The 17778-nt window shown below is 72.0% G+C and carries 14 protein-coding genes; 10 read left to right on the forward strand and 4 right to left on the reverse strand.

The genetic code is table 11. From position 1 onward, the window contains the following. Positions 1-225 precede the first annotated feature (225 nt). A complete protein-coding gene (locus ACFWHT_RS10645) occupies positions 226-1926 on the forward strand; it encodes a PucR family transcriptional regulator (protein WP_378828235.1) in 1701 nt (566 codons plus the stop codon). Between the two features lie 13 nt (positions 1927-1939). On the opposite strand, the gene menC is transcribed toward ACFWHT_RS10645, so the two are convergent. Together menC and ACFWHT_RS10655 are read right to left on the reverse strand one after the other, a co-directional pair. Then, complete coding sequence (gene menC / locus ACFWHT_RS10650) at positions 1940-3070, reverse strand: o-succinylbenzoate synthase (protein ID WP_378828237.1); 1131 nt, start codon at positions 3068-3070, stop codon at positions 1940-1942. After that, positions 3067-3948 (reverse strand): hypothetical protein, encoded by an 882-nt coding sequence (locus tag ACFWHT_RS10655; RefSeq protein WP_378828239.1) that lies wholly within the window; start codon positions 3946-3948, stop codon positions 3067-3069. The genes menC and ACFWHT_RS10655 overlap by 4 nt, the downstream gene beginning before the upstream one ends. Before the next feature lie 117 nt (positions 3949-4065). On the opposite strand from ACFWHT_RS10655, the gene ACFWHT_RS10660 reads away from it, so the two are divergent. Genes ACFWHT_RS10660 through ACFWHT_RS10695 form a run of 8 tightly spaced genes read left to right on the forward strand, consistent with a single transcriptional unit; the run spans position 4066 to position 15032 of the window. Continuing rightward, positions 4066-5487 carry a serine hydrolase domain-containing protein gene (locus tag ACFWHT_RS10660; RefSeq protein ID WP_378828241.1) on the forward strand — a complete coding sequence of 474 codons (1422 nt, stop codon included), beginning with the start codon at positions 4066-4068 and terminating at the stop codon, positions 5485-5487. 33 nt (positions 5488-5520) lie between these two features. After that, positions 5521-7122, forward strand: coding sequence for an ABC transporter substrate-binding protein (locus ACFWHT_RS10665; RefSeq protein ID WP_378828243.1), 1602 nt, complete (start codon positions 5521-5523; stop codon positions 7120-7122). A 10-nt stretch (positions 7123-7132) separates the two neighbouring features. After that, a complete protein-coding gene (locus ACFWHT_RS10670; RefSeq protein ID WP_378828245.1) occupies positions 7133-8161 on the forward strand; it encodes an ABC transporter permease in 1029 nt (342 codons plus the stop codon). After that, positions 8161-10143: a dipeptide/oligopeptide/nickel ABC transporter permease/ATP-binding protein gene (locus ACFWHT_RS10675; protein WP_378828247.1), complete on the forward strand. Its 1983-nt coding sequence runs from the start codon at positions 8161-8163 to the stop codon at positions 10141-10143. The genes ACFWHT_RS10670 and ACFWHT_RS10675 overlap by 1 nt, the downstream gene beginning before the upstream one ends. Beyond that, positions 10140-10889, forward strand: coding sequence for an ABC transporter ATP-binding protein (locus ACFWHT_RS10680; protein WP_378828249.1), 750 nt, complete (start codon positions 10140-10142; stop codon positions 10887-10889). The genes ACFWHT_RS10675 and ACFWHT_RS10680 overlap by 4 nt, the downstream gene beginning before the upstream one ends. Continuing rightward, positions 10886-12322, forward strand: coding sequence for a serine hydrolase domain-containing protein (locus ACFWHT_RS10685; protein ID WP_378828250.1), 1437 nt, complete (start codon positions 10886-10888; stop codon positions 12320-12322). Before ACFWHT_RS10680 ends, ACFWHT_RS10685 begins: the two co-directional genes overlap by 4 nt. Before the next feature lie 2 nt (positions 12323-12324). Then, the gene (locus ACFWHT_RS10690; protein WP_378828252.1) at positions 12325-13803 is read left to right on the forward strand and encodes an amidohydrolase family protein; all 1479 of its coding nucleotides are present in this window, start codon (positions 12325-12327) and stop codon (positions 13801-13803) included. Positions 13804-13826: 23 nt separating this feature from the next. After that, on the forward strand, positions 13827-15032 hold the full coding sequence (locus ACFWHT_RS10695) for a M20 family metallopeptidase (RefSeq protein WP_378828254.1): 1206 nt from the start codon (positions 13827-13829) through the stop codon (positions 15030-15032). A gap of 305 nt (positions 15033-15337) precedes the next feature. On the opposite strand, the gene ACFWHT_RS10700 is transcribed toward ACFWHT_RS10695, so the two are convergent. Then, complete coding sequence (locus ACFWHT_RS10700; RefSeq protein ID WP_378828256.1) at positions 15338-15922, reverse strand: hypothetical protein; 585 nt, start codon at positions 15920-15922, stop codon at positions 15338-15340. A 163-nt stretch (positions 15923-16085) separates the two neighbouring features. Here ACFWHT_RS10700 and ACFWHT_RS10705 point away from each other — a divergent pair, with 163 nt between their 5' ends. Beyond that, a complete protein-coding gene (locus ACFWHT_RS10705) occupies positions 16086-17264 on the forward strand; it encodes a glycosyltransferase (RefSeq protein WP_378828257.1) in 1179 nt (392 codons plus the stop codon). Between the two features lie 20 nt (positions 17265-17284). On the opposite strand, the gene ACFWHT_RS10710 is transcribed toward ACFWHT_RS10705, so the two are convergent. Continuing rightward, the gene (locus ACFWHT_RS10710; RefSeq protein WP_378828260.1) at positions 17285-17737 is read right to left on the reverse strand and encodes a hypothetical protein; all 453 of its coding nucleotides are present in this window, start codon (positions 17735-17737) and stop codon (positions 17285-17287) included. Between the last annotated feature and the right edge of the window lie 41 nt (positions 17738-17778).

Genomic DNA, 17778 nt, shown 5'->3' on the forward strand with positions numbered 1-17778 from the left:
CGGTATCGCCGTCAGGCGAGGGGACGTGCGTCGCAGCAGACGCCGCCGGGGCTGCTCAGCCGAGCGGTGCGGAAGCGGTGGGGAGAGTGTGTCTGCGACTGTGACTGTCACTGGACATGATTAACCACCTCACTTCCGGGTGCTCGGGATTGCGTACCGCACCGATCTTACCGGCAGCCCGTAGGTTGGTAGCCACCGCCCCGTTCCCGGCCACGAGGAGGGCACATGCGCAGACCCGCAGACGACGTCGATCCGGCTGAGACGACGGCGCGCCTCGACGCGTCGCGTCCTCAGGCGACGCTCTCCCGGGTGCTGCACGACCTCGGCGCGACCTTCCTGCTCCCGCTCGAGCCCGTCGCCGACCTCTCGGCGCAGGTCGGCGGCATCACGATGCACGATCCGCTCGACGAGCAGGTCATGCCGCGCGGTGCGATCGTGCTCGGCGTGGGCCTGGCGGCCGACGACGAGGTGCGCCGGGTGATCGCGCAGATCGGGCCGGCCGGCGCCTCGGCTCTCGTGCTGAGGGAGCCCGTGGTCGTCGACGAGCAGACCAGGGCGGCGGCGGCGCGTGACGGGGTGACTCTTCTGGGCCTGGCCCGGGGGGCTTCGTGGACGCAGCTCGGCACGATGCTCTCGTCGATCCTCGCCCACGGCCGCGAGGCCGGGAGCGACGGCGCGATCGGAGGCGTCCCCTCCGGCGACCTCTTCGCGCTGGCGAATGCGATCGCCGCCCTTCTCGACGCGCCCGTGACCATCGAGGACCGCAACTCGCGGGTGCTCGCGTTCTCGGGCAGTCAGGAGCTGGCCGATGCCGGCCGGATCGCGACCATCCTGGAGCGCCAGGTGCCGGAGCCCTACTCGCGCGTGCTCGCCGAGGCCGGCGTCTTCCGGCGGCTGTACGCGAGCGATGAGCCGCAGTTCGTCGCGCTGCAGGAGCTCATGGACGGCATGCTCGACGCCCCGGTGCCGCGCACCGCGATCGCGGTGCGCGCCGGCGACGAGATCCTCGGATCGATCTGGGCGGCCACCGCGCAGCCGCTCTCCGAGGAGCGCGCCAGCGCGATGCGCGAGTCGGCGAAGCTGGTGGCGCTGCATCTGCTGCGGGTGCGTGCCGGAGTCGACGTCGAGCGACGGCTGCGCGCCGACCTGCTCGGCACGGCACTGGAAGGACGCGAGGGCGCGGACTACGCGCTCGAGCGGCTGGGGCTGCGCGGGGCCGACGTGGTCGTGCTCGCCATCCAGCCCGCCGCACTGCAAGGCGACGACCTCGGCGTGGAGAGCGCCAGGGAGGCGCAGCGGCACCGCATCGCGGATGCGATCTCGGTGCATCTGGCGGCCGTGCACCCGCAGGCGTGCGCGGCGCTGGTGGGCGACACCGTGTACGGCCTGCTGCCCGTGCGCTCCGCCGAGACGGGGGAGGCGGATGCGAAGCGCCTGGCCGAGGAGTTCCTCGCACGGGTGGGCCGGCGGATGCCGCTGCTCATCAGCATCGGAGCGGTCGCCGTGGCTGGGCAGGCGCTGCCGCAGGTGCGCGCAGGAGCCGACCGCGCCCTGCGAGTGCTCCGCGAGCAGCAGTCGACCGGGTCGCGGATCGCCATGTTCGACGACGTGCACGTGGCGGTGCTGCTGCTCGAGCTGCGCGACCGCATCGCCCTGCACGGCGAGGGCGCGACGGGACCGCTGGCGCGGCTGCTGGCCCACGACCGCGCCAACGGCACCGAGTTCGTCGAGACCCTGCGCGCCTGGCTGGATGGACTGGGCGATGTGGCGGCGGCGGCCGCGGCACTGCACATCCATCCGAACACGTTCCGCTATCGCCTGCGGCGCATCGGTGAGGTGAGCGGGCTGGACCTTGACGACCCGGATGCGCGTTTCGCCGCGCAGCTGCAGCTGCGCATCCTCCCCGGTCTCGCCCGGCGGCGCTGAGTCTCTGCCGGGATCAGCGCTCGGGCGACAGCTCGACCAGACGGGTGCGGAACCCCTCGAGCCGATCCGGATCGACCTGCACGCCGAATCCCGGCCCGGTGGGAACGTCCACCACGCCGTCGTGCATGCGGATCGGCTGCGTGAGCAGGTCCTCGGCGTAGAACCGGTCGGAGCCGGAGATGTCGCCGGGGAGGGTGAAGCCCGGAAGCGCCGCCAGCGCGGCGTTGGCCGCCCGGCCGATGCCGGTCTCCAGCATGCCGCCGCACCACACCGCGACGCCGTGCGCGCGTGCGATGTCGTGGATGCGCCGCGCCTCGAGGTAGCCGCCCACGCGTCCCGGCTTGATGTTGATGACGGATGCCGCTCCCAGCGAGATCGCGTCTGCTGCCGCCTCGGCAGACACCACCGACTCGTCCAGGCAGATCGGAGTGGTCATGCGGGCGGCGAGCTCCGCGTGCTGGCGGATGTCCGCCTCGCCCAGCGGCTGCTCGACGAGCAGCAGGCCGTACTCGTCGAGCCGGCGCAGGTGCGCGGCGTCCACGAGCGTGTAGGCGGCGTTGGCATCCACCTGGAACGGCAGCTCGTCTCCGAAGGCCTTCCGCACGGCGGCGACCGGAGCGAGGTCGGCACCCGGCTGGATCTTCAGCTTGATGCGTGCATAACCCTGCTCGATGTACCCGCCGACCGCACGCACGGTCGCATCGACGGACTCCTGGATGCCGACCGACACCCCCGACGGCACCGTGGGCGCCACGGCGCCCAGATACGACGCGAACGACCGCCCGTCGGCGCGCAGCTGCGCGTCGAGCACGGCCATCTCCACGGCGGCCTTGGCCATCTGCTGCCCCACGATGTGGCGCAGCAGATGCCCGACGGTCTCGGCCGTCACGTCGTCCGCGGCGAAGAGCGCCGGCGCGAGCCATCGCTCGATGACGAGCGCCGCCCCCTCCAGATGCTCAGGCGAGTAGACCGGGTCGGGCAGCGCCACGTTCTCGCCCCAGCCGGTCCAGACGGTGCCGTCGTCGGCGATCAGGTTCGCCTCGACGAGGAAGGTCCGCTTGGACGTCTGGGTCCCGAAGGACGTCGTGAACGGCGCGACCAGCGGCATCTCGAGGTGATGCAGCCGAAGTCCATGGAGCTTCACAGGGCCCCCTCTCTGCGCAGCACGTACTGCACTCCTGCGTCTCCTCGCCGTGCCAGGTCGTCGATGACCCAGCCGCGCGAGGTCAGCTCCCGCAGGGCGAGGCCGGTCTGCTCCCGCCAGCGGCGAGCGCGCGCACCGTCGTCGCGGCGGATGGTCTCGATGTCGCCCGGCACGTCCACCAGTGCGAGCGACGCTCCCGCCGGAGGCGGCAGGAAGTCGGATGCCTCGCCGGCGACGTCCGCGACCGCGTGCACGGCATCGTGCAGCACCGGCTCGGGACGCGTCGCACGCGGTGGCTCGGCATCGAGCCGCCACTGCATGAGGAGGCGGTCCGAGCCCTGACCCGCGTTGATGGCGTCGGTCATGGGGCCGTAGAAGTCGGGCAGGTACTCGACGGCCGAGGCGTCCAGACGCCGGATGTTGAAGAACGCGTTGCGTGCGACGAGCGGGTCGAACGTCCACGTCATGGTGTCGATGCCGCGCTCCAGGCACCAGGCGCGCTGTGCCAGCTTGACGGCGCGCCCCATTCCCCGGCCGGTCATCGTGGGCAGCAGCCCGACGATGTGCGAGTGGAAGGCGCGTCCAGGCGGGCCGCACATGCCCATCGCCGCGCCGATCGGCCTTCCGTCGGGCGTCTCGACGGTGGCGATGAAGTTGCCGCCGTGAGCCAGTGCGACCGCGATCGGAGTCTCGAACTGCGGTCGCGCCCAGCCCCAGATGCGGCCCATGACGTCCATGACCCGTTCGCACGCCGGCGCGTCATCCGCGGCCGTCAGCCGGATGCCGGCCGTCCGGCAGGCCTCATCCGCGAGTCGGCGGGCGGCCGAGGCCGCGCTGCCGGTGCGCACAGGCGCCTGCGCACCGAGGGTCGTATCCATGCCGTCCAGCATCCTCAGCGGGAGGGAGCCGCGGTTCATGCGATCACAAGAAGAGGCAGGAGGTTCTTTGGACTTTCGCACAAACCCGGCTCCGGCGGTCCCGCGTAGCTTCATGCCATGGCAACCACTGCACTCACCAGAGTCGACGCCCCGGCCATCCGTGACTGGCTCCGCGCCGAACTGCCCGCCCTGCTGAAGGCGCACGGAGTCCCCGCCGCTTCGGCCGGCGTCCTCGTCGACGGAGAGATCGTCGACGCCGCGGCCGGTACGCTCCATCTCGGCACCGGTGTCGACGCCGACACCGCCTCGCTGTTCCAGATCGGCTCGATCACCAAGGTGTGGACGGCCACGCTCGTGATGCAGCTGGTCGACGAGGGACTGCTCGACCTCGACGCGCCCGTCCGCACCTACCTGCCCGAGTTCGCGATCGCCGACGAGAAGGCGGCCGAGGTCATCACCACCCGGCATCTGCTCACCCACCAGGCCGGGTTCGAGGGGGACTTCTTCACCGACACCGGCCGCGGAGACGATTGCGTGGAGAAGTTCGTCGCGACCCTCGCCGACACCCCGCAGCTCTTCGCTCCCGGCACCCAGTTCTCCTACAACAACGCCGGGTACATCGTGCTCGGACGACTCATCGAGGTGCTGCGCGGCGCCCCCTGGGAGCAGGTGCTCACCGAGCGCCTGATCACCCCGCTCGGGCTGACCCACGCAGCACCCGGCCCGTACGAGGCGATCATGCACCGCGTCGCACAGGGCCACATCCCGACCGGCGAGAATGGTGCTCTCGTCCCGGCTCCGGTCTGGTCGCTCGCCCGCTCGAACGGCCCGGCCGGAGCCTCCCTCGCGATGAGCGCGGCGGAGCTCCTCTCCTTCGCGCGGATGCACATCGACCGCGGCGTCGCCGCGGATGGCACACGCGTGCTGTCCGAGGCATCCGTCGCCGCCATGCAGGAGTCGCAGGTGTCGGTGCCCTACGTCGCGCTGCTCGGTGACTCCTGGGGCCTGGGATGGGAGCTCGACCCGAGCCCCGCGGGACCTCTCGTCTCGCACGACGGAAGCACGATCGGGCAGAACGCCTACCTGCGCGTCATCCCGTCTCTCGGCGTCGCGGTCGCGCTGCTCGGCAACGGCGGCGACTCGTACAGCCTCGCGCGCGACCTGTTCGAGCAGCTGCTCGAGCGTCTCACCGGCCTCGTCGGCGTGCTGCCCGCGGCCGCCGACCCTGCCGCCGCGCAGCCCGTGCCGGATGCCGAGCGCGCCGCCGCCTTCGTCGGCACCTACTCGGCGTCGGTGATGGATCTCGTCGTCACCCGTGACGACGAGGGCGGCCTGTGGGTGCAGAGCGTGATGAAGGGAGACATGGCCGCGATCGCCCCGGCCGAGCCGCCCGAGCGCGTCGCACCGTACGGTGAACATGGACTCATCCCCGTCGACGGCGGTGACGGACCCGTCATGGTCTACGCCTTCCTCGACCCGGATGACGACGGCCGCTACGGCTTCCTGCACTGCGGGCGGGCACTGCCCCGCTCGGCCTGACCACCGACCCACCCTGAGTTCGTATCGGAGACAATGATGATCATCCGTGCTCGATCCCGCAATCGCGGCCTCGCCCTGACCGGCCTCGCCCTCACGGGAGCGCTGGCTCTGACCGGCTGCTCCGGTCAGGGCGGCGGCGGCGCTGAACCCGACTACGTGGAGGACGGCACGTTCGTGCTCGCGATCGCGACGGACATCGGCTCGCTCGACCCCCACCTGAGCGCCACGAGCTCGTCGCTCGCGGCATCCCGCTTCGCGTACGACTCACTGGTGAACATGACCGAGGACGGCGAGATCGTCTCCGGGCTGGCAGAGGACTGGAAGGTCGACGGCACCACCGTGACGTTCACGCTCCGCGACGACGTGACCTGCGCGGACGGCAGCCCCTTCACCGCGGCGACGGTCAAGGGCAACCTCGACTTCATCGCCGACCCCGAGAACGCGAGCCCGCTGCTCGGTGCGTTCGTGCCGGCCGGGGTCACGGTCGAGGCCGACGAGGCGGCCCGCACCGTCACGCTGACGCTCGCGACGGCGGCGCCGTTCGTCGTGCAGAGCCTTTCGAACGTCGGCATGGTGTGCGACGCGGGGCTGGCCGATCGCAGCACGCTTGTCGCGGGCACCGACGGCACCGGCCCGTTCACCCTCACCGAGGCGGTGTCGAACGACCACTACGCGTACGCCGTCCGCGATGACTACGCCTGGGGCCCCGACGGTGCGACGACCGACCAGCCGGGAACGCCGGCCGTCGTCGATCTGAAGGTGATCCCCAACGAGACCACCGTGGCGAACCTGCTGCTGGCCGGTGACGTCAACGCCGCCCGCATCGTGGGACCGGACCGCGACCGCCTCGAGGGGAAGGACGTGACCTCCAGTCAGGCCGTCGTCGGTGAGACCTGGTTCAACCAGGCGGAGGGGCGCGTCACGGCGGACCCCGCCGTGCGCATGGCGCTGACGCAGGCGCTCGACCTGGACGAGCTCGCGAACGTGATCACCTCGGGACGCGGTGAACGCGCGACGCAGCTCGCCGTGGCGGCACCCGCCGCGTGCACGGCAGGCGACTTCACCTCCGCGCTTCCCGCCTCTTCGGCGGAGGACGCCCAGAAGACCCTCGAGGATGCCGGCTGGGCGCGGGCCGGAGAGGGCTGGCAGAAGGACGGCGAGCCGCTCTCGGTGGCCTTCATCCACGACTCCGCGCTCGGGCCGGGCGGGGCCGCGGCGGCCGAGCTGGTCACCGCAGCCTGGCAGGAGCTGGGCGTGGATCTCGACGTGCGCACCATGCCCACCGACGAGCTCTCCGGTGTGCTCTTCGGCGGCGGCGCGTGGGACGTGGTCTGGGAGCCGCTGAACGTGAACACCCCGGATCAGCTGCTGGGCTTCCTCACCGGCGCCGGGCCGGCCGAGGGCGGCACGAACTTCGCCTCCATCGCGAACGACGAGTATGCGGCCCTCACCGCCGAGGCGATGACCATGACGGGCACCGACAGCTGCGACACGTGGTTCGAGGCAGAGAAGGCGCTGGTCTCGAACCTCGACCTGCTCCCCTTCGCCGTCAACGTCCTGCCGATGTACGCGAACGGCGTCGAGTTCACCGGCGCGGACACGATCGACCCGACCAGCATCCGGCTCGTCGGCTGATCGGAGCCCCGTGACGATCATCAGCGAGACGACGGCGTCCGCACCGCAGGTGCGGACGCCGCGTCGGCCCGCACTGGAGAACAGGTGGCTCCGCTTCGCCGTCCGGCGCGGCGGCCGGCTGATCGTCTCGCTGTGGGTGCTGGCGACGGCCGCCTTCCTGATGATCCACCTCGTGCCCGGCGACCCCGTCCGGGCGGCCCTCGGCCCGACGGCCACACCGGCCCTGATCGAGCAGACCCGACGCAACTTCGGACTGGCCGACCCGCTCTGGGAGCAGTACCTGCGCTTCCTCGGCGGCATCTTCACCGGCGACCTGGGCATGTCGATCCAGTTCCGCCTCCCGGTCGCCGACATCATCGGGGACCGGCTCCCCGCGACCCTCACCCTCGGCATCGCCGGGTTCGTCGTGGCGGTGCTCGTCGCGATACCGATGGGTGCGCTGGTGGCGGTCGCGACCCGGCGCGGGCGCAGGCGGGGACTGGAGCTGGGCTTCGCCTCGACGAGCGTGGTCGTCGGCGCCATCCCCGACTTCCTCGTCGGCGTCGCCCTGGTCTGGATCTTCTCCGTCACGCTGAAGTGGCTGCCCGTCGCGGGCGCCGACGGCTTCGAGTCGTTCCTTCTCCCGGTGGTCGCGCTGTCGGCCGGACCGGCTGCCATCCTCGCGAGGATCGTGCGGGTGGAGCTGCTCGCCGCACTCGACGCCGACTACGTCCGCACCGCGCGCGCCAAGCGCCTGCCGATCGCCCGCGTGGTGCTGCGTCACGCCGTGCCGAACGCGGTCACCGCCTCGCTGACCCTGGGCGGACTGCTGCTGGGCTCGATGGTCGCCGGCACCGTGCTCGTCGAGAACGTGTTCGCGTGGCCCGGCATCGGCTCCACGGTGTCGGGATCGATCCTCGGCAAGGACTACCAGCTCGTGCAGGGCATCGTGCTCGTCTACGGCGTGGGCGTGCTGATCGCCAACACGGTCGTCGACATCATCCTCGCGGTGCTCGATCCGCGCTCCACAGTGCTCGACGAGACAGGGGGCGGTTCCTGATGCGCCGTCTCGCGATCCTGCGCAGCCCGCTCGCGCTGGGCGCCCTCATCATGCTCGCCCTCGTGCTGGTCGTCGCGATCCTCGCGCCGCTGCTCTGGGGCGCGGCGGCGGTCGAGACCGACACATCGAACATCAATGCGGCGCCGTCGGCGCAGCATCCGATCGGCACGGACGCCGTCGGCCGCGATCTGCTGCTGCGCACCCTCGTCGCCACACAGCTCACCGTCGTGCTGGCGCTGGGCGCCACGGCGATCGCGCTCGTGCTCGGCGTCATCCTCGGCGCAGCGCCCCTGCTGCTCGGCCGCGCCGGCGGGCGCCTCGTGATCGCCCTCGTGAACATCGCGGTGGCCTTCCCGGGCATCCTGCTGGCGCTGTTCCTGGCCACGGTGCTGGGCGTGGGCGAGTGGTCGACCATGTGGGCCATCGGCATCGCAGGTGCGCCGTCGTTCGGCCGGTTCTGCCAGACACTCATCGCCGGCATCCTGGATCGCGACTACATCGCGGCAGCGCGGATCGCCGGACTCGGCCGCATGCGCCTGCTCACCCGGCATGTGCTGCCGAACATCGCCGAGCCGCTCATCGTGAACGCCACCATCGCCGCCGGCGGCAGCCTGCTCGCCTTCGCGGGGCTGTCCTTCCTCGGGCTCGGCGTGCAGGCGCCCGCCTACGACTGGGGCCGACTGATGCTCGAGGGGCTCAGCCGGATCTATCTCAACCCGCTCGCCGCGCTCGCTCCCGGCATCGCCGTCGTGATCGCCGGGCTGGCGTTCAATCTCACCGGCGAGGCGCTCGCCAAGGTCTACTCGGTCTCGGCCATGCCCGGCGGCATGCTCGGCATCCGCCGCCGCGCCCCGCAGCGGCGCCGTCAGCCGCAGGTGGCGCCCGAGCCGGCGCAGGATGCCGCGGATGCCGTTCTCGACGTCCGCGGGCTGCGCGTCGAGCTGCCGGACGGTGCGGCACCCGTGCGCGGAGTGGATCTGAAGGTGCACGTGCAGGACGCGGTCGGCATCGTCGGCGAATCCGGGTCGGGCAAGTCCCTGACGGCGCTCGCGATCGCTCAGCTGCTCGAGGAGCCGCTGCGCGTGCACGCCGACGCCATCCGGTTCGCCGGCACCGACCTCGCCGCCGCACCGCGCACGGCGCAGGATCTCGCGCAGCGCCGGGCGCTGCTGGGCACCGCCATGGCGATGGTGTTCCAGGACCCGATGACCTCGTTCAACCCCACGATGCGGATGGGGGTGCAGCTCGCCGAGGTCTCGCGCTTCCACGGCGGCATGTCCTGGCGGCAGGCGCTGCAGCGCGCCGCGCAGCGCCTGGGCGCGGTGAGCATCACGGATCCCGAGCGGCGGATCCGCCAGTATCCGCACGAGTTCTCCGGCGGAATGCGCCAGCGCGCCATGATCGCGATGGGCGTCATGGCCGCGCCGCGCCTGGTCATCGCCGACGAGCCCACCACCGCGCTCGATGTCACCGTGCAGAAGCAGGTGCTGGAGCTGCTGGCCCGGGTGCGGCGCGAGAACGGCGCGGCTCTGCTGCTCATCAGCCACGACGTCGCCGTCGTGCGGCAGGTGTGCGATCGCATCGTCGTGATGTACGCGGGCCGGATCGTCGAGGAGATCCGCGCCGACCGGCTCGCCGACGACGCGCAGCACCCCTACACCCGCGCGCTCATCGCCGCCGTTCCGGACATGCGCACCGACCGGGCACGGCCGCTGACGACCATTCCCGGCCGGCCGGTCGCCCCCGGAAGCGTGCCGATCGGATGCGCCTTCGCCGCCCGCTGCCCGGCCGCGACGGCGCGCTGCACGCAGGAGGATCCCGTGCTCGCCGAGGTCGCCCCGCAGCAGCGGGTCGCGTGCTGGAATCCGATCGTGACGCCCACCGGAGGACTCCCCGCGGCGACGGCGTCCACGGCCGACCCGGAGGACACCGACGACGAAGCCCAGCGGGGCGTCGTGGCGGAGAGGAGCGCGGTGCGATGAGCGCTCTGAGCATCCAGGATCTCGTGGTCCGCTACGGACACGGCTCGAACGCGATGGTCGCCGTCGACGGCGTGAGCCTGACAGTGCCGCGCGGCGAGGTCGTCGGGCTGGTCGGCGAATCCGGGTCGGGCAAGTCGACGGTCGCTCGAGCGATCGTCGGGCTCGCGCCCGTGGCATCCGGAAGCATCCTGCTCGACGGCGCTCCCGTGCCGCGACGCGGACGCCGGCCCGTGCAGATGGTCTTCCAGGACCCGCAGTCCTCGCTCGACCCGCGGATGAGCATCGCGCGCTCCATCGCCGAATCGTTCGGCCCCGAGATCCCGCGCGCCGGGCGCGCCGCCGAGGTCGCCCGCCTGCTCGAGCTCGTGCACCTGGACCCGGCGCGCGCCGCGGCACGGCCGGGCGAGCTCTCGGGAGGCCAGCGCCAGCGCGTCGCCATCGCCCGCGCGCTCGCCGCCCGCCCCGACGTCATCGTCGCCGACGAGATCACCTCGGCGCTCGACGTGTCCGTGCAGGGCGCCGTGCTCAACCTCGTGCGCGAGCTGCAGCGCGAACTCGGCCTGTCGATGCTGTTCATCTCGCACAACCTCGCCGTGGTCCGGTACGTGGCCTCGACGGTCGCCGTCATGCGCGGTGGCCGGATCGTCGAGCAGGGCCCTGTCGAGCAGATCCTGGAACACCCCGAACATCCCTATACGCGCGAGCTTCTCGCCGCCGTGCCCGAATCCCTGAGGAGTGCATCATGACAGACACCGCCACCCAGCCGGTCACCACCGCCGAGGCAGCACCCCTGCCCATCGACGCCGAGCACTGGCGAGCGCGCCTGGACCAGCTCGCCCGCAAGCACGGCGTGCCCGGCGCGCAGCTCGGCATCCTGCGCATGGGCGCCGACGGCGCCGCCGACGAGCAGACCGTGGTCTCCGCCGGGCACCTGCACGTGCCCGCACAGATCCCCGTGCGCGAGGACGCGGTGTTCCAGATCGGATCGATCTCGAAGGTGTGGACGGCGACCGTCGCCATGCAGCTGGTCGACGAAGGGCTCATCGGCCTGGACCAGCCCGTCATCGAGGTGCTCCCCGAGCTGCGGCTGGCCGACATGGACGCCGCCTCCCGGGTCACCCTGCGCCACCTGCTGACCCACACGAGCGGGATCGACGGCGACGTGTTCACCGACACGGGCCGCGGCGACGACACGATCGAGAAGTACATCGCACTGCTCGTGGAGCAGACCCAGAACCACCCGCTCGGCGCCACCTGGTCGTACTGCAACGCCGGCTTCGTGCTCGCGGGTCGCGTGATCGAGGTGCTCACCGGGCAGACCTGGGATGCTGCGATGAAGGAGCGCCTGTACGACCCGCTGGGGCTCACCGACACCGTCACCCTGCCCGAGGACGCCATCCTGCGCCCGGTCGCCGTCGGTCACGTCGACGGACCCGACGGCGAGCTCCAGGTCGCTCCCGCCTGGATGCTCCCGCGCCCGCTGGGACCGGCGGGGCTCATCACCTCGACGGCGGCGGACGTGCTCGCCTTCGCGCGCATGCACCTCGCCGGCGGCGTGGCCGCCGACGGGACCCGCGTGCTCGCCGAGGCGCTGGTCGACGACATGGCCGCGATGCAGGCCGACGTGCCCGAGAAGCACTCGCTCGGCGACTCGTGGGGGCTGGGCTGGATCCGCTTCGGCTGGAACGGCGAGCGCCTGATCGGACACGACGGCAACACCATCGGACAGGCGGCGTTCCTGCGACTGCTGCCGGAGCAGGGCATCGCGGTCACGCTGCTGACCAACGGCGGACACACCCGCGATCTCTACATGGAGCTCTACCGGGAGATCTTCGCCGAGATCGCCGGCGTGCAGATGGCGTCGACGCTCGAGCCCGTCGCCGGCGCCGAGACCGACGTGACGCCCTACCTGGGAACGTACGAGCGCGCCTCGATGCGCATGGAGGTGCAGCCTGCACCGGCGGCCGGCGAGCCCGCGAACCTGCGCGTCACGGCGACCTGGAGCATCGAGGCCGGTGAGCCCGACGTGACCGACTTCCCGCTGCATGCCGTGGAACCGGGCCTGTTCGCGACGCGCGCCCCGGGCACCGAGACGTGGATGGGCGTGAAGTTCTACAGCCTCGACACCGGAGAGCAGTACGTGCACTTCGGTGCCCGGGCGACGCCGAAGGTGTCCTGAGCATGCCGGCGGTGCTGCTGCGCGGCGGGCGGGTGATCGACCCGGAATCGGGGCGCGACGAGGTCGCCGACGTGCTCGTCCGCGACGGCACGGTCGCGGCGATCGGCGTCGCGGCGGTTCAGGACGCCGATGTGGTCGTCGATGTGACCGGACGCATCGTCGGACCGGGCTTCATCGACCTGCACAGCCACGTCAACAGCATCGCGGGCCAGCGGCTGCAGGCCATGGATGGCGTCACCACGGCGCTGGAGCTCGAGGCGGGACTGCTTCCGGTCGCCCGCGCCTATCAGCACGCCGCCGACGAGGGGCGTCCGCTCAACTACGGCTTCTCGGCTTCGTGGGGTCTCGCCAGGGCCGAGGTGCTGCTGGGGTGGGAGTTCGACGGCACCGACCTCGCCAGCTCGCTCGCGATGCTGGGGGAGCCCGCCTGGCAGTCGGACTCGACGCCTGCGCAGCTGCGCCGGTGGCTGGCCCGGCTCGAGTCGGAGCTGTCCGACGGTGCGCTCGGCATCGGCATCCTGATGGGCTACGCGCCGGAGACCGACCCGGAGGAGTACCGGGCCACCTCGCGCCTGGCCGCAGGGATGGGCGCTCCGACGTTCACGCACGTGCGTGAGATCGTCGAGGCCGACCCGCGCACGCCCGTCGACGGGACCCTGGAGGCGGCCCAGGCCGCGATGGAGTTCGGCGGGCGCGTGCACCACTGCCACGTCAACAGCACGTCACGACGGCACATCGACCGCACGCTCGGCACGATCGAGACCGCGCGCGCGGCCGGTGCGACCATCTCGGTGGAGACGTACCCGTACGGCGCGGGCAGCACCGGGATCGGCGCCGCCTTCCTCGCACCCGAACGGCTGCCCGCCTGGGGCCTGCGTCCGCAGAACATCCTGCTGCTGGGCACGGGGGAGCGGGTGGCCGACGAGGCGCGGCTGCGCCAGCTGCGCGCCGCGGACCCCGGTGCGGTGTGCGTCGTCGAGTTCCTCGACGAGCGGGACCAGGCGGATGCCGATCTGCTGCGCCGCTCCCTGGAGCACCCCGACGGCATCGTGGCGTCGGATGCGATGCACGTGGAATGGCCCGGCGGGGTGACGGATTCGCGGGAGTGGCCTCTGCCGCCGGGAGGGCAGACCCACCCGCGCACGGCGGGCACGTTCGCGCGGTCGCTGCGCACGATGGTGCGCGAGCACGGCCTGTGGAGCTGGGTCGAGGCGTTCCGGCGCTGCAGCCTGCTGCCCGCCGGGGTGCTCGCCGACCTGGCGCCCGCCTTCGCGCGCAAGGGGAGGCTGTCGGTCGGCGCCGATGCCGACCTCGTCGTCATCGATCCGGAACGCGTCACGGATCAGGCCACCTTCCAGGACTCGACCCGGCCGTCCCTCGGCATCGATCAGCTCCTCGTCAACGGCGAGTTCGTCGTGCGCGACGGCGACATCGTGGTCGACGCGTACCCCGGCCGCGGAATCCGGGCCGACATCGGATGAGCACGATCGGGACGAGCACCGGGATGAGCACGATCGGGACGAGCGCGGGTCGGACGAGCACCGGTGAGCCGGGCACGCGTCAGCCGGGCACCGGCACGGGCGCCCTCGTTCGGTGGGCGCAGGGGGCGCTCCCGGACATGCTCGCCGACATCGAACGGCTCGTGCGCTGCGAGTCGCCGTCCGCCGACCTCGAGGCGGTCGCACGTTCCGCGGATGAGGTCGCCGAGCTCGGAGCGCGACGCCTCGGAGTCGGACCGGAGCGGGTCGTGATCGACGGGTGCGTGCAGCTGCGCTGGCGGCTCGGCTCCGCGGAGCCCGATGCGCCTCGCGTGCTGCTGCTGGCGCATCACGACACGGTGTGGCCGATCGGGTCGCTGCGCACGCATCCCTTCGTCGTCGCCGACGGCGTGATGCGCGGTCCCGGCTGCTTCGACATGCTCACCGGGCTCGTCATGGCGATGCACGCCGCGGCCCGCGTCGCGCCCGGCCTCGATTCCGCCGCCGTGACGCTCCTCGTCACCGGCGACGAGGAGCTCGGCTCGCCGACCTCGCGCGCGCTCATCGAGAGCGAGGCCGCGGGATGCCGCGCCGCCTTCGTGCTGGAAGCCTCAGGAGACGGCGGTGCGCTCAAGACCGGCCGCAAGGGAGTGTCGCTGTACCGGGTCGAGATCACGGGCCGTGCCGCGCACGCGGGGCTTGAGCCCGAGAAGGGGCGCAACACGACCGTCGAGCTGGCCCGTCAGGTTCTCTCGGTCACCGCGCTCTCCGACGCCGCGGAGGGCACGACCGTCACGCCGACGCTCGCGCACTCGGGCCAGACGACGAACACCGTGCCCGCCGAGGCGGTGTTCAGCGTCGACGCGCGTGCCGTCACGGCCGCGGAGCAGGACCGCGTGGATGCCGCGATGCGCGCGCTCTCACCCGTGGCGGGCTGCACGATCGACGTGCGGGGCGGAGTCAACCGTCCGCCGCTGGAGCCGTCGTCGTCCGAGGGCCTGTGGGTGGAGGCGGTCGCCGCCGCGGAGCGGCTGGGGCTGCCCCCGCTGCGGCGGATGACGGTCGGCGGCGGCTCGGACGGCAACTTCACCGCCGGCATGGGCGTGCCCACGCTCGACGGGATGGGCGCGGTGGGCGGCGGGGCTCACGCCGACGACGAGCACGTCATCGTGGGCGAGATCGCCGGCCGCACGGCTCTGCTGGCCGAGCTCATCGCCCGGGTGCTCGCCTAGACGCCCGCACCCGCCGCTCGCCGGTTCGCTCCGAATCGTCCCAAGTCGCCCCAGGTCGCCCTTCGTCCCGGAAACCGGCCCCGGCACTCGTCCCGGCCTCCCCAGGTCGCAGTTCGTCCCGGAAACCGGCCCCGGCCTCCCAGGTCCCCAGGTCGCCCCAGGTCGCAGTTCGTCCCGGAAACCGGCCCCGTCACTCGTCCAGGTCGCAGTTCGTCCCGGAAAAAGCGCTGGAAAGCGGGACCAACTGCGACCCAGACGTCCGGTCGCCCGCAGATGAGCGCGGACCGGCATGAGCGGGCGGATGCTCAGGCCGGTGGCAGCTGCAGCACGTTCGACTCGCCGCCGGTCAGATCGGCGGCGATGCGGATGCTGCGCGCCAGGTCGTCGAGCGGGCGCTCGAGTGTGCCGAACCGCTCGCGGTCGCCGCACACCGCCGTGAGGGTGATGAGGTGGGTTCCGGTGTCCCATGTGTAGGTGGCCGAGGGTGGGGATGCCGGGTTCGGCGGCATCGGCATGAGCAGCTTCTCGCCCACGCCGAGCGCGGTCGGGAAGCTCTCGGTGTCGTCGTACTCGATCGGCATCGACGCCCGCGCCATGCGCAGCTGGGCGGTGAGCTCCTGAACGGTCGCCATCGCGACGACGAGCTCCGGCTCGGCCTTCCACGTCCACGCCAGCACGCGTCCGTCGGCCCGTCGCATCGCGAACGGGATGGCCTGACTGGCCAGCCAGCTGCCGAAGCGCGCGCCCGGCAGCGTCTCGCGACCGAGACCCGCGCCGGCCTGCGTCATGAGCATCCGGATCGCCGCCTTCCGGTGCCGGCGACCGGTGAAGCCGAGCGAGCCGGTGACGGGGATCCACAGCGACGGGTCGGCGGAGGAGATCAGGCGCATGGCATCACGCTACGGGGTGCGATGCAGGATGCGCTGGGAGTGCCCCGCATCCCGGATCGCCCAGAGTGCTCGGGTAGAGTTGCCTGCGCCCACGCGGTCCGACGCCCAGGGTCGCGCCGCACGGCGCAGAGGCCCCAGAGCTACAGATAGGCAGCATCCTCCCGTGACCTCCGGACGTCCCCTGAAGATCCTCCTCGGCTGCGACACCTTCGCTCCCGACATCAACGGCGCCGCGCGCTTCGCCGAGCGCCTCGCCGCCGGACTCGTGCAGCGCGGCCACGAGGTGCACGTCGTCGCGCCCAACACCGCCTACCGCCGCTCGCCCGCTCACACCGAGGTCATCGAGGGCGAGCCGATGACCATGCACCGTCTGCCGGCCGTGCGCTGGCTGCCGCACGACTGGCTGAGATTCATCTGGCCCTGGCGCTCGAAGCACTACGCCCGCAAGGTGCTCGACGCCGTGCAGCCCGACATCGTCCACATCCAGTCGCACATCGTGATCGGCCGCGGTCTCACCCGCATCGCTCACCAGCGCGGCATCCCGGTGGTCGCGACCAACCACGTGATGGCCGAGAACATCCTCGACCACACCACCATGCCGGACTTCATCAACCGGATCGTGCTCCAGCTGGCCTGGGCCGATGCGAAGCGCACCTTCGACATGACGCGCGCCGTCACCACCCCCACGCGCAAGGCCGCCGACTTCCTGGAGCGCACGATCGAGATCTCCGGCGTCGTGCCGATCTCCTGCGGCATCGACCGCCGCAACTACACCCCGGTCGTCGGACCGCGCGAGAGGAACCGCATCCTCTTCGTCGGCCGGCTCACCGGCGAGAAGCACGTCGACGTCGTGCTGCGCGCGGTCGCGCAGCTCGATCCCGCGCTCGACGTGCACTTCGACGTCGCCGGCGGCGGAGACCAGCGCAAGGCGCTCGAAGCCCTCACCAAGCAGCTCGGTCTCGAGGACCGCGTCACCTTCCACGGTCGCGTGAGCGACGACGAGCTGCGCGAGCTGTACTCGCGCTCCTCGCTGTTCGCGATCGCCTCGATCGCGGAGCTGCAGTCGATCGTGACCATGGAGGCCATGGCATCCGCCCTGCCCGTGGTCGGCGCGAACGCGGTCGCCCTGCCCCACCTCGTGCACGACGGCGAGAACGGCTACCTCTTCGAGCCCGGGAACGTCGACGATCTCGCCGACAAGCTCACCCGCGTGCTGACGGCGTCGCCCGAGGAGTACGAGCGGATGCAGCGCGCATCGCTCGACGGCGTCGCGGTGCACGACATCAACCGCACTCTCGACACCTTCGAGGCGCTCTACCGCGACGAGCCGCTGCCGGCCTGACGCCGCACCGCGCTCCGGGCTCAGTAGAGCAGGGAGTAGAGGGAGCTCGAGGCCAGCGAGCCCACGGTTCCGATCACCTCGACGCCGCCGACGCCGATGGCGATGCCGGCCAGCACCGGTCGTGAGCCGCGGCGCGCGGCGATCACGCCGAGGATGAGTGCGGTGGCGCCGAGCGCGATGCCCAGCACCGAGCGCCCCAGCGAGAAGAACTGGTACGCGTAGCGGTCGCCGATCGTGCCGGTGATGATCAGGGGCGAGGCGAGCACGAACAGCAGGCCGAGCACGGCGGTGACGATCGCGATGATGAACGCCGTGCGCCCCAGGCCGCCGGACGACGCGGACGGGGCGGCGGCGTAACCGTGCTGCGGGTAATCGTGCTGCGGGTAGCCGGGCTGCGGATAGCCCGATGCGGGCTGGGCGGACGGGCCGGAAGGGGACGGGGCGGCGTAGGGCGGCTGCTGCGGTTCGCTCATGGGCATGAGCCTACGCGCGCGACCGTGCCGGCGGTGGTCTG

The sequence above is a fragment of the Microbacterium sp. NPDC058342 genome (genome assembly GCF_042723935.1).
Taxonomy (GTDB): domain Bacteria; phylum Actinomycetota; class Actinomycetes; order Actinomycetales; family Microbacteriaceae; genus Microbacterium.